9 protein-coding genes and 4 pseudogenes are annotated in these 14228 nt (G+C 59.4%); 10 read left to right on the top strand and 3 right to left on the bottom strand.

Annotated elements, in window-relative coordinates:
* Positions 1–166: pseudogene (locus tag M3I54_RS41695) on the top strand (group II intron reverse transcriptase/maturase); the annotation flags it as partial.
* A gap of 408 nt (positions 167–574) precedes the next feature.
* On the top strand, positions 575–1438 hold the full coding sequence (locus M3I54_RS41690) for an ion transporter (protein ID WP_254346016.1): 864 nt from the start codon (positions 575–577) through the stop codon (positions 1436–1438).
* A gap of 33 nt (positions 1439–1471) precedes the next feature.
* Here the strand turns inward: M3I54_RS41690 and M3I54_RS41685 are convergent.
* Both M3I54_RS41685 and M3I54_RS41680 read right to left on the bottom strand, forming a co-directional pair.
* Positions 1472–2238, bottom strand: a pseudogene (locus tag M3I54_RS41685) (TerC family protein).
* Between the two features lie 660 nt (positions 2239–2898).
* Positions 2899–4596: an EAL domain-containing protein gene (locus M3I54_RS41680; protein ID WP_254346014.1), complete on the bottom strand. Its 1698-nt coding sequence runs from the start codon at positions 4594–4596 to the stop codon at positions 2899–2901.
* 371 nt (positions 4597–4967) lie between these two features.
* On the opposite strand from M3I54_RS41680, the gene M3I54_RS41675 reads away from it, so the two are divergent.
* The 7 genes and pseudogenes from M3I54_RS41675 to M3I54_RS41640 all read left to right on the top strand — a co-directional run bounded on the left by M3I54_RS41675 (position 4968) and on the right by M3I54_RS41640 (position 12694).
* Positions 4968–5648, top strand: coding sequence for a VIT1/CCC1 transporter family protein (locus M3I54_RS41675; RefSeq protein WP_254346018.1), 681 nt, complete (start codon positions 4968–4970; stop codon positions 5646–5648).
* Between the two features lie 499 nt (positions 5649–6147).
* Positions 6148–6822, top strand: coding sequence for a hypothetical protein (locus tag M3I54_RS41665; protein WP_254346012.1), 675 nt, complete (start codon positions 6148–6150; stop codon positions 6820–6822).
* Positions 6823–7424: 602 nt separating this feature from the next.
* The gene (locus M3I54_RS41660) at positions 7425–8651 is read left to right on the top strand and encodes a nitrogen regulation protein NR(II) (protein WP_254346010.1); all 1227 of its coding nucleotides are present in this window, start codon (positions 7425–7427) and stop codon (positions 8649–8651) included.
* Positions 8648–9355, top strand: coding sequence for a response regulator transcription factor (locus M3I54_RS41655; protein WP_254346008.1), 708 nt, complete (start codon positions 8648–8650; stop codon positions 9353–9355). The genes M3I54_RS41660 and M3I54_RS41655 overlap by 4 nt, the downstream gene beginning before the upstream one ends.
* A gap of 282 nt (positions 9356–9637) precedes the next feature.
* Positions 9638–10522 carry a DUF2254 family protein gene (locus M3I54_RS41650; protein WP_254346005.1) on the top strand — a complete coding sequence of 295 codons (885 nt, stop codon included), beginning with the start codon at positions 9638–9640 and terminating at the stop codon, positions 10520–10522.
* Positions 10449–10832 (top strand): annotated as a pseudogene (locus M3I54_RS41645) (carbonic anhydrase); the annotation flags it as partial. The gene M3I54_RS41650 and the pseudogene M3I54_RS41645, both read left to right, overlap by 74 nt.
* A gap of 584 nt (positions 10833–11416) precedes the next feature.
* Positions 11417–12694, top strand: coding sequence for a patatin-like phospholipase family protein (locus M3I54_RS41640; protein WP_254346001.1), 1278 nt, complete (start codon positions 11417–11419; stop codon positions 12692–12694).
* 507 nt (positions 12695–13201) lie between these two features.
* Here the strand turns inward: M3I54_RS41640 and M3I54_RS41635 are convergent.
* Positions 13202–13978: pseudogene (locus M3I54_RS41635) on the bottom strand (transglycosylase SLT domain-containing protein); the annotation flags it as partial.
* A 55-nt stretch (positions 13979–14033) separates the two neighbouring features.
* On the opposite strand from M3I54_RS41635, the gene M3I54_RS41630 reads away from it, so the two are divergent.
* The coding region (locus M3I54_RS41630) for a transposase (RefSeq protein ID WP_254345499.1) at positions 14034–14228 on the top strand (195 nt) is incomplete at its 3' end.

Below are 14228 nucleotides of genomic sequence, written 5' to 3'. Positions count from 1 at the left end.
TCGATACCACGTCGTTGATCTGTGGCGGCGGGCGCTCCGGCGCCGCAGTCAAAAGGATCACATGACGTGGCAGCGAGTCGAGCGGATCGCAGATGCCTGGCTCCCGCAACCTCGAATCCTTCACCCGTGGCCCGACCGGCGATTTGCCGTCAAACACCCGAGGTAGGAGCCCGGTGCCCGAATTGGGCACGCCGGGATCTGTGCGGGGGGTGCTCAGTAATGGGCATCCCTACCGCAATTCTGGGCCGTTCAGTGCCCGATGACCGAACGCGATGATCGTCTCGGGCGTGTGCGATGCAAATGGCATAAAGCGACCCCGAACTGCCGTCCGATATCGCGTCACCAGAACGGCTGTTTCGACGGTGCAACCGCCATTTGACCGATCAAGGCGGCCGGCGAGCGCTTGAGCAAGACAGAAGGTCGGTTGCCCGGTTCAGCCATACGCTCGCTCGTTCCGGCGTCTGGGAAAGTGGCCGGCGGCAAAAGTTCTGACGGATCCCACGGTTCACGCAACGGGGCGACTAACAGAACCGCCTGGATTCGGCTACTCTTCGTCAAACACTCTATCTTGCTCATGAACGTCGTTCGCCCACTTAGACGCGATTTTGGCAAACCCGATCACGGTTGGCGGCGCGCCGTCTATACCGTCGTAGTTGAATCCGGGACGGACGCCGCCCGCCGCTTCAATGCCGCGATGCTGGCGGCAATCGTATTGAGCGTCGCTGTCGTCATGTTGGACAGTGTCGCGGCAGTGCGTGCGCGTGAGCTGGTGGCACTCGATATTCTGGAGTGGCTCTTTACGCTACTGTTCACCGCCGAATACATCGTCCGGCTCCTGTGCGTGGAGCGTCCTCTGCGGTACGCATTGAGCTTCTTCGGCATCATCGACCTCGTATCCATCCTGCCAACCTATCTGGGCTTACTCCTGCCTGGCTTTCACGTCCTGGTCGACGTCAGGTTGTTACGCATGTTGCGTATCTTCCGGATCGTGAAGCTGCCCCTCTATTTCGAAGAGTCGCAGGTGCTCTGGCGCGGACTCGTCAGGAGCCGGCACAGGATCATGGTGTTCCTTGGTGTCGTGCTGATTCTGACTGCGGTCCTCGGCACCGTCATGTATCTCGTCGAGGGACCATCGAACGGGTTCACAAGCATCCCGGTTAGCATGTACTGGGCAGTGGTCACTATGACCACCACAGGCTACGGCGACATTCATCCGAAGACGCCGCTCGGGCAGTTCATCACTTCGCTGGCCATTCTGCTCGGGTATGGCGTCATTGCCTTCCCCGCTGCCATGGTTGGCGCTGGAGCGGCGACGGCGGTCCGACACTTGCAGCGGCCTTCCCGAGTCTGTCCGGAATGCCATTCTGAAGGCCATGACGCTGATGCAGTGTATTGCAGGCGTTGCGGCGAACCGCTTCCCCCCGTTGATGATCAATAGTCGGCGCGCTACCTAACCGTGCGGGCTTGACAATCAACGTTGGCGATCGGGGATCGCCTGCCCCTCAATCTTCCTGGTCTTCAAGCGTCTCGCTAGCATGTTCATGCCTTCGACGAAGGCAGAGAAGGCCATCGCGGCATAGATGTATCCCTTAGGAACATGAGAGCCGAAGCCCTCGGCCACCAGCGTCATACCGATGACAAGCAGGAAGCTCAATGCGAGCATCACGATGGTTGGATTGCGCTCGATGAAGCGGGAAAGTGGTCCGGCGGCAAAAAGCATTGCGGCGACGGCGAAAATGACCGCCACGTACATGATGGCGACATGCGAGGTCATTCCGATGGCAGTGATAATGCTGTCGACCGAAAACACAATGTCCAGCATCAGTATCTGCAGGATGGCTGCGCGCACCGTGATACTGACCGCGTCGACAGGAGACATCTCGTCTACGTGGTCCCCAGCGACGTGCTGATGAATTTCTAGTGTCGCCTTCCAGACGAGAAACGCACCCCCGCCGAGCAGGATGATATCCCTCCACGAAAATGGATGGCCGGCGACGTGAAAGCGGGTTCGCTCAGTCGTGCGATCCAGGCGACGGTTGACAGCAGCGCCAAACGCATGACGAGTGCGAGGCCGATGCCAATACGCTGTGTGCGTGCCCGCTTCGCTTCGGGCAGCTTGTTGCTGAGAATGGAAATAAATATCAGGTTATCGATTCCCAGCACGACCTCCATGACGATAAGCGTCACGAGGGCAGCCCATGCAGCGGGATCGCGCGCAAGAGTGAGAAGGGAGTCCACGATCCACTGTTCTCCGTGTGCGAGTCGATGGGGCGATTCCAAGCACGTACGCGTGCGGCAGATTTCCGTAACATACAGGCTAGATCGCCAGCCGGGTGGGCGACATCGGACCTTGGTCTGATATGAGACGGACGGGCGAAGTGGCGCTCGATGTCAATGAGGTCGGGACGGGATCCGTCGAGCGTCCGCATGCAGGTCGTCTGGCAACGTTCGAAGGTGGGAGCGAGGTCCGATGCCGGTATCACTGCACCGTACCAGGGCATTCGTAACTTATTAAATCGGCTTTCGACTCGTATCGAGTGAGCGTGAGCAACTTGACCGGCTCTACGGAACGACGTCGCCGCGTGGAACTGAACCGTAAGCAACCTGTTCGCAGGGTGTCGATAACGACGAGTGGCGCGAGGACGCCCAATCGCGCATCGGCAGGGGCGGTCGCTAACATCGGCGAGGCATGCTCGATTGGCGAATCCCAGACAAACAACCCGTAAGCGCCTACCCGGAATGGCTGGTTCATGGAGGGAAAACGACGCCTGAATGTCTGAGCGACGAGGCGTGCGAATGACACGTCATGGGGCTACGGCCTCATGCCTTGCGTCGAAAGTGCGTGTGTCGTGGTCTGGCGACCGGCCGAGTGCGATCCTCAACGGACTATCGCATCGTTTAGCGCACAACGGCAGCTTCCGAGTCGACTCCGGACGGTCGAGCACAGCTGGGCAACGTATTGGTGGCGAGCAGTTGGTTGTCCTCCTTCGCGCTCGAACACCCTAAATGCAACTCTCGCAGTGGGACGCGCTGTGCGTCTTGCAGCGCGGACGCAAATTGATCAGCTGGTATCGGTTTCCCGAAAAGCCAGCCCTGCGCGTACTGGACACCGCTCGCCCTTAGATAGTCGACTTGCGCCTGCGTCTCCACACCTTCGGCGATCATGGCAAATCCCAGACCTTTGGCGATCTCGATAATGTGCTTGATGACGTGGCTTGTCACCGCGTCGGTTCCAATTGTCGATACGAAGGATTTGTCTATCTTCAGGTAGTCCACGTCCAACGCTCCTAGATGCGACAGGCTCGAATAGCCGGTGCCGAAATCATCGATCGCGATGCGAATCCCGAGTCCACGCAGACGCTCGATGGTGTGCTGGGCTTGCTCGACGTTAAGGAAATCGCGCTCGGTCACCTCCACCATAAGACTGTTCATTTGCGATTCTTGTTTTGTTCGGAGCAGCTTGCCAACGATCGTCGGATCGGTAAAATCCGCGGCGGAAAGATTGATGGAAATGTAGATGCCCGCATTCTGTAGCTGCGTTTTATGGGCGTCCGCCACAACAATCTCGAGCACTTTTTCCGTCAATCTGCCAATCAGGCGGTATTGCTCGGCGACGGGAATAAACGTATCGGGGCCGATGACGTCTCCATTCTGGCGGCGCCAGCGTAGCAAGGCTTCTGCGCCGACCCATCTCCCGTTGGCCAGGTCTACGATTGGCATATACACAAGAAACAATTCATTGCCGCGCATCGCCCTGGCAAGTTGGGCAGGCATTCCGGCGTGTTGCCTGAACAGCATCAAGGTGAGTAAGCCGAATGCACAGCCGACAATCGCTCCAACGGGGACCATCCAGAGTGCATTATCCAGCCACGCACTCTGCAACGTACGCGATGAGATCAGTGCGATTCCAGCGTAGTCGTGGGTAGCCGACCCCTTGAATGTGCCGACGTTCTGGCTATCGACCCATGTGAACTCCTGCTGGCCCCGGGCGAGCCGCGGAAGACGATGTACATCTATCTGGCCACGCCCAAAGATAAGTGTCCCGTTCGACACGGCGACCAACCCGATCGCGACGTCGGGATAGTTCCGCCCGACGTCCAGCACCAGATCAGGCAATGCAAGACTCGAGTAGCCGCTATCCGCTTCGGTGACAATGAAGAACCTCTCGTCGGTACCTTCCGGTATCTCCACGGCCTTGCGTATCCAGGCGCCTCTGCTGCTGAGGTAGTCAGGTGGGCCAACCTGAATACCCTTGCCAAGGTTTCCGTACGACCAGCAGAGCAGACGGTCCCCACGGATATAGCCGACAGCCTGAAGATAGCTGGCGCCGATTGCCGCCTTGCGCATCAGCTCGATATTGGCCGGGGAGCAAGGGGAGTCTGCCGCCCCGCGCTGCAACACGGCTCTTGCCCGTGCGATCTGCTCGCTGATGGCTTGCGCCCGGCGAAGCACCTCCGAAGCAATGATGTCCGCACGCTGTTCCTGTTCCCGCAGCGCCTGGTGGTAGCTCAGTGCGAGCGCCATGGCGACCGGCACGACACCTGCAACGACTACGGCAACGTAAATTAACGGGCGGGCGACGCGCGATATTGTCATGATGATCTTTCGCGTGGGTCAATAAATTAGGCGTCCCGCGACGGGGATGACCAGCATACCAGAGCGCAGTCAAAGGACGCTGGGCCGCTCTGGTGGAGTCATCGGGAACGACGCGAGACTCGAAGGGAGATACGGATGTCTGTGTTACTCACGCTCGCGACTCGCTTGCTTGCTTGCGAACATCAACACCAGGATGCGCCGGATGGTCCTGCCGGATCCGGCTGGACCCGGGCCTCTCCCGCTGCTCCCAGCGCTCCCGGTCTATCAAATTAAGCGTTTCGCCCTTTCGTCTCTTTCATATACTGCTCGTACCAGCAGTCATGTTGGCAGCTAGCGCAAAGTCTCGTTGTCTTACCTTAAGTCGAGGCCATATGAGCACTATCACGCCAGCCGGACACGCCGAACCCGAACGGCGCGAACCTATTCTCAATACTGTTGACCGTGTCTGCGAAATCTGTTTTGGTCTGTTCATGGCCCTGACGTTCGTCGGTGCCGTCAAGGCAGTCACGGCGGGTGAAGATGAGGGGTACAAGATGTTCTTCGCGGCGCTCGGATGCAATCTCGCGTGGGGCCTCGCCGACGCCGTGATGTATCTCGTACGCACGCTCGCCGATCGAGGGCAGCGCTTGAAACTCGCGCAGACCGTGAAGCGGGAGCAGGACCCGGCGCTCGCTGTGCGGATGTTGCGCGATGCATTGCCTGAGAAGTTGGAGTCGCTCGTCGAAGATGCCGACCTTGAGCGGATTCGGGCACGCCTGGCGGCCACATTGACGCTGCCACCTCGGGCGAATTTTGTAAGTGGTGACTTCGTCGGCGCGCTGGGAATCTTTCTGCTTGTTGTCCTGGGAACGTTTCCCGTTGCGGTGCCGTTTCTCGTCGTGAGGGATGTGACAACGGCACTCATCGCCTCGCGCGTGCTCACACTCGTGATGCTTTTCATCGCCGGTTTTGCGCTGGGGCGCTACACCGGCGCAGGGGCAATGAAGGCAGGTCTCGCCATGATCGCGCTTGGCATTCTGCTTACGATGGCAATCATCAAGCTGGGCGGCTAGCCGTGAATACGGCTCGGAAACAGATAGTCGTCCGACGAAAGCGCTGCCGCACTTACCCATATGTCCACGCTTGCGCGCGTCTGTTCTGTGATCTCAAACTGACAGAGGTTTCGCGTGATTCCCGCATTAGCAGGGGCGAATGTGCGCAACAATTTGGTATTCTCCGGCGCTAGCGTGTACTCGAAGACCCGATCGTTGTGCGATGCATGACCATCATCCCGGAAGCCGATCCTTTCTGTTGAGCAATCGGACAAAGGTCCAATATCGCCGTCGCGCACCCGCCCGTATTCTGGAAGGCCGTCCCTTCGCTAGAGGTCGCGATGCATCCAGTGTCTGCCGGGTCCACAAACCTGGACGCTGCCATAGCGGCGTTTGGCTTATTTCCGTTTTCTCCCTTCCGGAAAGCCGCTGGTGCGCTGTGCGCGCTCTATCCGCAACCGACGGCGCGGAAGCCGGGCCGGGACCACAGTGCGCGCGCTCCCGGAGAACGCAAATGAGAATGGGGGGCGACTTCGATATCGTTCAAAGTCGCGATGCAATCCGTCAAAAGGCATTCGAGTTGGCCGACAGCGGCATGCTCGAAGGTTGGGAAGCCGTCAGGCGGACGCTTCGTGCCTGCTTTGAAATCGAAAGCGTGGAAGACGTTCTCGGCAGCCCTTTCTGCCGACTGGACCTGGACCTGCGTTGCCGGGCGGGGCGCGTCGGCGGCGTGCGCGGTCACATAGGCCCAGGGTTGGCCGCGGAGCGGGATGGTGCCGATCGCGGAGCGCATCCGGCTCGCGGCGGCACACCCGCCGCAGCCAGTTCGCCGACGGCCCAACGGCGACGGTGCCATGAACGCACAATGGGGCACCCGGCACGCCCGCCAGGTCTGGCTGGCAACATCTCCATGTTGCTGGATGAGGACCGTGAATGCACCGCGATCCAGCTGGCGCAGCAGCTTGATGCTTCTCCGCGGGACGTCCGGCGAGCACTGCGGGAAATGCTGGTCAGTGGCGAAGTATACGTCGCACGGCGCGCGCCGAGAACCGCCGGGGGGCGCACCGCACGGATCTTCGCGCGCACCCCTCATGATCCGGGAGGCGAGAACGCTGCCAGCGGCGCGACATCATGCTGGCCGAGGGTGGATCCCGTCGTCCTTCGCGCCATGGATGCGCTCGCCCGTCACGCGTGAGTTTTATTCCGCTCGTGGAGAAGACCGCATGGTGGGTGCAAGCCAGATGGCGTGCCGGCATCTCATCGGCACAATGCTGGCACGCCGTTTCATGTCACGCGACAGACGCTCTGATTCAGACCACCAATCGCCGGCGGCGACACAACTTGCGGGCGAGCCACAAGGTCGATTGTTGGCCGACGTACATAGCGGGGGGGCAAATTCTCTGGATGAACGGGCACCTTGCCTCAATCCGGTGGAATTTCTTTCATATACTTTCTCTGCGGAGGTCAGTAGAAGCAGGATGCAAGAATGAAATAGCACGTTGCGATGGGCGAGCCCCGGGCTACCTTTCCACGCGCGTTTGTTTATCGACGACGGGCACTTCCTCCGCGTTTGTCCAGCGACGAGGCTTCTCTGAAAACCAGGAGCACGCTGCAGTCCCCCTCAGGGCGCAGCCGGGTCCGGCTCGTGGCTGGATTCCCTGAGTTCATCAGGTCCGCCCGTTCGGTGCAGAAGGGTCGATATCGGGTTGCCGCGGCGCCGTATTGGCGGAGGACACCATGATCAGGGCAAGCGTGGGGAACGAAAGGCTCAAGCTTGTGCGCACCGCGGGAGAAACCATGGCCACGCTGTTGTCGTGGCTCGCCAGATTCACGGTGCATGGGTTGCCACCCGCTGTGCCCCGCAGACCACCGCGAACAGGGCAATCATTTTCAGCGGACGCCCAGAGCCTGCGGGGCGTTCTCGACATTGTGCCTGTGATGGCGCTGGTGCTCGACGGTGCAGGAAGAATCGCATTGGCAAACGGACGCGCCACACGGGTCCTCGGCTATGCGTCCGAGGAAATAACGGGCATGCCTGTTGATACGTTGCTTGTCCCTTCGGGAAGGGACGAACGGCCGGTATCGCTGGCGACCCTGCAGGGAGCGGTGGGCCTGCCGCAAATCGTCACCCGCGATGCCCTCGCGCGTGCGAAGAACGGTTCAGACATCGAAGTGCGCGTGACTGCTTCGTCAGTGCCGGTGCGCGACCAACGTGAGTGGGTCGTGGTGGTCATCGAGCCGGATACCGCCAATGCGGCGACCACGGGGTCCGCGGACGGCGACCAGCGCCGTTTGCATCGCGAGAGGGCGTTGGAAGTCGGCGATATGGCGGCAGCGCTCGCCCATGAAGTCGACCAGCCGCTCACAGCCATTCTCAGCAATGCGCAGGCGGCACAGCGCTTTCGGGCACTCAACCCACCGGCGTTCAGCGATCTGCGCGAATTGCTCGGAGAAGTAGTTGACGATAGCACGCGTGCGCACGCGATCATTCGCAAGATGCGCCAGTCTACGAATAGCGGGCCGCCGGAGGCGAACCCCATCGATGTCGGCAGTCTCGTCGGTGATGTCATTCGTCGGCTGCGCCGTGACACAGAGGCGTGTGGCGCGGCCGTGACCGCGACGATTGACGAAGGCGTGCCACAACTGCTCGGGGATGCAATCCAGCTGCAACAGGTTCTCGTCAATCTGCTGATGAATGCACTCGATGCCATCCATGAATGCCGGTCCGAGGATCGCAGTATTTGCGTCGTCGTGACTGCCACGAGGGATCGCAGCACGGTGTGCATCGCCGTGCGTGACCGTGGAGCAGGTGTCAGTGCCGAGCAGTTCGCTACGCTGTTCAAGCCCTTTGTGACCTCCAAGCCGCAGGGCCTGGGCCTCGGCCTTCCGATCAGCCGGACCATTGTCATCGCGCACGGCGGCCAGATGTGGGCCGAGCGCAACGCCGATCGCGGCTTGACCTTCCATATAGAACTTCCCGCCGGAAGCGCGACCGTGAAGACGGATACGCGCTTGTTACCGTGAACGCGCCCAGTTCCATAGTCTTCGTCGTGGATGATGACGAGCACGTCCGCAATGCGCTGTGCCGCGTGCTGCGATCGTTCGCTTTCAGTGTGCAGGCGTTCGAGAGCGCAAGCGCATTTGCTCAAGGAGCGGATTTAACGAACGCACCGTCCTGTCTGCTGCTCGATCTGCAGCTTCCTGACCTGAACGGGATCGAATTGCAGCGGCAGCTTGGCGGCATCATGCCTATCGTATTCATTTCTGCTCACGGCGAATTGGGTACGGCAGTGCAAGCGATGAAAGCCGGCGCAACGGATTTTCTGGCCAAGCCAGTCGAGGCGTCCGTGCTGATCGAAGCCACTGGGCGCGCGCTCGAACGTGGGCGGCAGCTCTTCGAGCAACGCGGACTGCGTGCCGAGATCGAGCGCCGTGTCGCGAGTTTGTCCCCGCGTGAGCGAGAGGTCATGGCGCTCGTGGTCACAGGCAGGCCGAACAAGCTCGTCGCCCGTGAGCTGGGCACAGCGGAGAAGACGATCAAGATTCATCGGGCGCACGTAATGCAGAAAATGCGGGTAACCTCGCTGGCCGCTCTGGTCCGCCTCGTCTTACGTCACGGTCTCACTGGACCATTGATGCCATTCTTCCGGGCAGGGAACACCGATGATCCGCCGCCTCCTGCGGGCGCGCAGCCGGCCCCCATGCGGAGCGAAAGGCGGCCGTTCTAGCGCAAAACGTGTGAAAGTTCGCGAGGGTGACTTTCTGGCAATTCTGGCACTGAGGCGTGTTAACCAAAGCGACGCTGCCGATCCCTTGGCGTTACGGTTCAGGCACCGCAGCGAAGCAAGTGGCCTGAACACCCTCACGAGTGATCAGTCCAAAAGCCGGAGGTCGGGACCGTGGGGTAAGCGCCGTCGCGCTGTCCCGGATCTGAAAGTCCATTTGCATGCCACGAAGACGATGGACATCTCGGTCACCGCTGCAATGTGAATCGTAGGGAGAGAACAAACATGGACTGGAATCGCTGGTACAGCCTAAGGAGCTACCTAAGGTCCTCGCTGTGGACTGTGCCGCTCATCGCGATCGCGATCTATGCCGTGGTGAAGCCTGTGGCTGAAATGGTAGGAAGATGGATGACCAGGCAAGGGACCCTTGATGCGAAAACCAGCCTGCTTGGCCTGTCCATGACTGGGGCGCGGTCGCTGCTCGGTGACATCATATCGGCAGACATGGCGTTTCTGGTATTTACGTTCGGTTCGCTGCTCGTCGCCATCCAGGTTGCTGGCGGCCAGTACACCCCGCGCATCATCGCAACGACGCTGCTGCGCGATAACGTCATTCGTGGCATTTCGGGATTATTCGTTTTCACGCTGCTGTTCGCCAATAGAACGGCGGGCTGGATGGGTGAGAATGAGGTACTCCAGCTTCAAGTCTTCATTGCAGCGCTATTCGGATTCGCCTCCGTCGTCGCTTTCCTTTTCCTGATTGATTACGCCGCGAAATTTCTGCGCCCTGTAAGCCTCGTGGCTCGCGTTGGGGAGCACGGGGTCGTGGTCATCGAGAGTGTTTATCCCGCCCCGTCTACGGGTGTGATGATCGCGCCGGAACGTGACAAGGGGCGAGGCGTACCTGATCGCATTGTTCGTCAGCGCGGGAAGTCTGGCATCGTTCTGGCCGTGAATCTGGAAAGGCTGGTGGCCAAGGCGCAGCGGGCTAACGTAGTGATCGAAGTCGTGCCGCAAGTCGGTGATTTCGTCGCGGTGGACGAACCCTTGTTCTATTTGTACGGGAACTCTGACGCAATCGATGAAAACAGGCTAAGTCGTGTGCGGGCATTCCGAGTGCGGTGCGATGAAAGCCGTGTACACACGCAGCGCAAAGCTGAAGGCGCCTAATCTCGACAAATGGCTGTACCACGCCAGCAACGCCGCGTTTCGTCTCGAACACGAAGGCCCACTCGATGACAGGCTGAAGCCGCACGATCAATTGTCGCAACTTAACGTACTTATGCAGCTGGAGCATCTGATGACGTACCCGATTGTTCGGCAGCAGGTCAGTGCCGGGGCACTCGTATTGAGCGGTTGGTGGTTCGACATCGCCACTGGAGACATGTACGCCTATGAGCGCGCGAGCCGGTCATTCGAAGTCATTGACCGGCAGATGGCTGAGCGCATGGTTGCGCGCCTTGCCACACGTGTGCGGTGAAGGGACGTGTAATTCTTCTGCACAGATCTTTATCGTTGCTATGAGCCAGCCTGGAGCGAGGCCACCGATCGTCCGCTTAGTGCAGCGACCCGGACTTTCGAGCGGCACAATTATCGTCCGCGCGATCGTCGCCGCATGGCCGGCACTCGGAAGTTCGACGCCCAACGCTGCTCGTCCATCCTACCGCCAGTCCGAACTTCCGCAGTCGTTAAGGGTTATTCGATGCCTGCCATCGGCCGCAGGAATGTGACGGTGCCTCTGCGCGTGTCGGCAGGCGTCGAATAAGCCTCGTTCGACCCGCGTCCGCCATTTACCAATTCACTGCGCAAACGGCTGGAATGAAGCGTACATCAGACATCGGGAGAGTCGTTGCCGAACATTCGATTCCCCCAGCCGACCGTCGAAGCACTGTCTGCGCTTCACGTGCCATCTTTGCCTATCCCAGGTACCTCCTGGTGTGGTCGGCCGTAGCCAACCTGGTGCGTGTGAAAACGCGTTGATCGTCTACACTGAATCAACGCGTTGAGGCTGGGGGAGATGCCCAGTCTTCGTAGAGCATGTTCCGTGTCGAGGAGAGCGAACCGATGAGCAAGTTCATCGTGAAGTCGTTCAAGGCTTGTGTCGTCAAAAAGCTGAACTTTGACCTCAGAAGCCTCAACCTCCTCTTGACTGCCCTCGTACTTGCATTGTTGCAAGGGTGCTCAACGGTGCCTGACCGTTTGCCAGCGGTCCCAGACGACTTAACTGGCAAGGCAGAAATTCCGGGCATGCCCGGCGTACGCTACGTCGCGGGCGGGGATGCCACTGAACTGACCCAGGCGGCTCATGACGCCCTGAAGAGGGAAAAAGACTACCTCGCACAACATGGGCACGTGGGCCATTTGCCACCGGCGATATTTCTCGCGATTTCGGGCGGTGGTGACAACGGCGCATTCGCTGCGGGCTTGTTGAATGCATGGACAGAGACTGGAACGAGGCCGGAGTTCAAGCTAGTGACCGGCATAAGCACCGGCGCGCTTATCGCGCCTTTCGCCTTCCTCGGTCCGAAGTACGACGCGACGCTGAAACAGGTCTACACGACCATTTCCCCAAAGGACGTCCTGGAAAAGCGCAGCTTGCTTGGCGGAGTTCTCAGCGACGCAATGGCTGATAACCGACCGCTGCTAACGTTGACCCGGAAATTCGTTACCGAGGATCTACTCAAGGAGGTTGCTGCTGAATACGCCAAAGGCCGCATGCTGCTGGTTGGTACGAGCGACCTGGATGCACGCCGCGGAATAATCTGGGATATGGGCAAGATCGCGACCTACGGCGGTCCGAAGGCATTGGACCTGTTTGTGAAAGTCTTGGTCGCCTCCACTTCAATTCCTGGCGCTTTTCCTCCAATGATGATTGACGTGGTAGTCGACGGCAAGCATTACCAGGAAATGCACGTTGACGGCGGCGTGGTGGCACAGGTATTTGTCTATCCGGCTGCGATCCGCCTGGTTGAGGAGGCAGCTTCGGTCGGCGTTAGTCGCGAACGCAAACTTTACATCATACGCAACGCTCGACTAGACGCGGACTGGATGCAGGTGGAGCGTTCCACGATGGGCATTGCATCTCGCGCGGTCGCATCGATGATACAAAGCCAGGGCGTTGGTGACCTATACCGTATCTACGCGACTGCGAATCGCGATGGTGTTGAATATAATCTTGCCTTCATCCCTGCAAGCTTTAACGCGCCTCACAAGGAAGAGTTCGATACTGAATATATGCGGGCACTGTATAACACAGCCTACAACATGGCACTGAAGGGCTACCCTTGGACTCATGTACCACCTGGGTTCGTTGCGCCGCGCGCTGTGTCAGCAGGAAAATAGAATCCTGTAGGTTGTTACCCACGATACAAATTCAACGTGGCCGAATGTCGGCTTGACGCGGGTTTACGGTCTGCGTCGCCCTCGAATACGGTAGTCTGTCAGTTGCACGGGCAACGCGTGCGATACAACGAAATTTACGTGAATCGTGAACCAAATTTTGGCCCATATGCTCGCTTATTTTGATGGTAACGGTAAATTTTCTAGCCACCGGTCATGTGCCGGATGCTAGCAAATCTATCGGTCGAGGAGTTCCCCTAGCTAGCGACCGAATCCTCCGCGGAACAGTCGGTTGAATGTCCGTTCGGCTGCGAGTATGAATGCCCCCTTGTGGCCGGCTACTGCCTGACACGGTCGCCGTGGTCGACCCACAAGAGACCCATGCCACCGCGAATTATCCGTCTGCTTTCTCAGTGCTTTCCGACATTGGTAGGGTTCGGCGGTTCGTTGACGTCGAGCAGGAATCTGCCACTGCGCGGGAGCTGAGCCCGGGCCTGCGGTGCGCGGCTATCACTGCGCCGACGGCTGCACGCTCCCTACTGTCTTGGCGCGAGCGGCTTCGGCCTGGGTGATCAGGCGGTACGAGGTGTAATACTTGTAGATGTTGCGAACGTACGTGGTGGTTTCCATGCCGATCTTTTCAGCGACGACGATCTCCACATTGTTGAACCACTTGTTGGGATCGAGTCCACGCTTCGCCGCCTCCTTGCGCATTCTGGCAATATTGGCCGGCCCGGCGTTATAGCTCGCGAAGGCGAACAGTGTCCGGTCATCCTCGCTGAAATGGGCATCCGGGAAGTAGCGGGTCATCAAATGGTCCATGTATTTCGCACCGGCATGGATATTGGACTCCGCCACTTTGATATTGCCCACGTCCATCTGTTTGCCGGTGGCGGGCGTGATCTGCATGATGCCGATTGCGCCGACGCGACTGCGTGCGCGCTGGTCGAGCTTTGACTCCTGGTACCCCTGCGCAGCCAGCATCAGTGGATCGAACCTGTATTGGTTACCGTATTGCCTGAAAATCGCCAGGGTCTGCTCAAAACGCTTCAGCTCGGCTGCCCTGGAGCTGTTGGAGATCTGCCTGAAACGGCGCATGTACTGCCCGAGACGGTATTCGGCAACGCTCCGCAGGTCGACATAGTTCTTGTCGAAACCGGCGATGGCGTCCCGCAACTGTGGGCTGTTCTTGCGGATCGCCCAGCCGGTTTTGCCTTCGGTTCGCACGGCGATGTCATCATGTACCGCGACGTTCGGCAGTACCTGCGCCCACATATCCGCCTTCCAGGTAAGCGGCTCGTTCCGGCCGTTATAGACGGTGACTGAGGGCGAAATCAAAGTGATGTCCATCATTTCCGATCTGATGGGCATCACTTTGACACAGTCTGCAGAGAAGAAGCCGGGTACCCGAACGGGGCGCCCGAATTACCCCCGTGAGCTTCGTGAGCGACTGGCAGCGGCCGCTTGCGAGCCTGGCGTATCGGTCGCGAAGCTGGCCCGGGAGAATGGCATCAACGCGAACATGCTGTTCACCTGG

It is taken from the genome of Paraburkholderia sp. CNPSo 3274 (assembly GCF_024206475.1).
GTDB lineage: Bacteria > Pseudomonadota > Gammaproteobacteria > Burkholderiales > Burkholderiaceae > Paraburkholderia.
This window is presented reverse-complemented; position numbering and strand designations above follow the sequence as displayed.

Excerpts from the sequence above, each read along its gene's own strand:
- M3I54_RS41650 (WP_254346005.1), top strand. The coding sequence starts at position 9,638 with ATGGACTGGAATCGCTGGTACAGCCTAAGGAGCTACCTAAGGTCCTCG.
- M3I54_RS41680 (WP_254346014.1), bottom strand. The coding sequence starts at position 4,596 with ATGACAATATCGCGCGTCGCCCGCCCGTTAATTTACGTTGCCGTAGTC.
- M3I54_RS41690 (WP_254346016.1), top strand. The coding sequence starts at position 575 with ATGAACGTCGTTCGCCCACTTAGACGCGATTTTGGCAAACCCGATCAC.
- M3I54_RS41675 (WP_254346018.1), top strand. The coding sequence starts at position 4,968 with ATGAGCACTATCACGCCAGCCGGACACGCCGAACCCGAACGGCGCGAA.
- M3I54_RS41640 (WP_254346001.1), top strand. The coding sequence starts at position 11,417 with ATGAGCAAGTTCATCGTGAAGTCGTTCAAGGCTTGTGTCGTCAAAAAG.
- M3I54_RS41660 (WP_254346010.1), top strand. The coding sequence starts at position 7,425 with ATGGCCACGCTGTTGTCGTGGCTCGCCAGATTCACGGTGCATGGGTTG.
- M3I54_RS41665 (WP_254346012.1), top strand. The coding sequence starts at position 6,148 with ATGGGGGGCGACTTCGATATCGTTCAAAGTCGCGATGCAATCCGTCAA.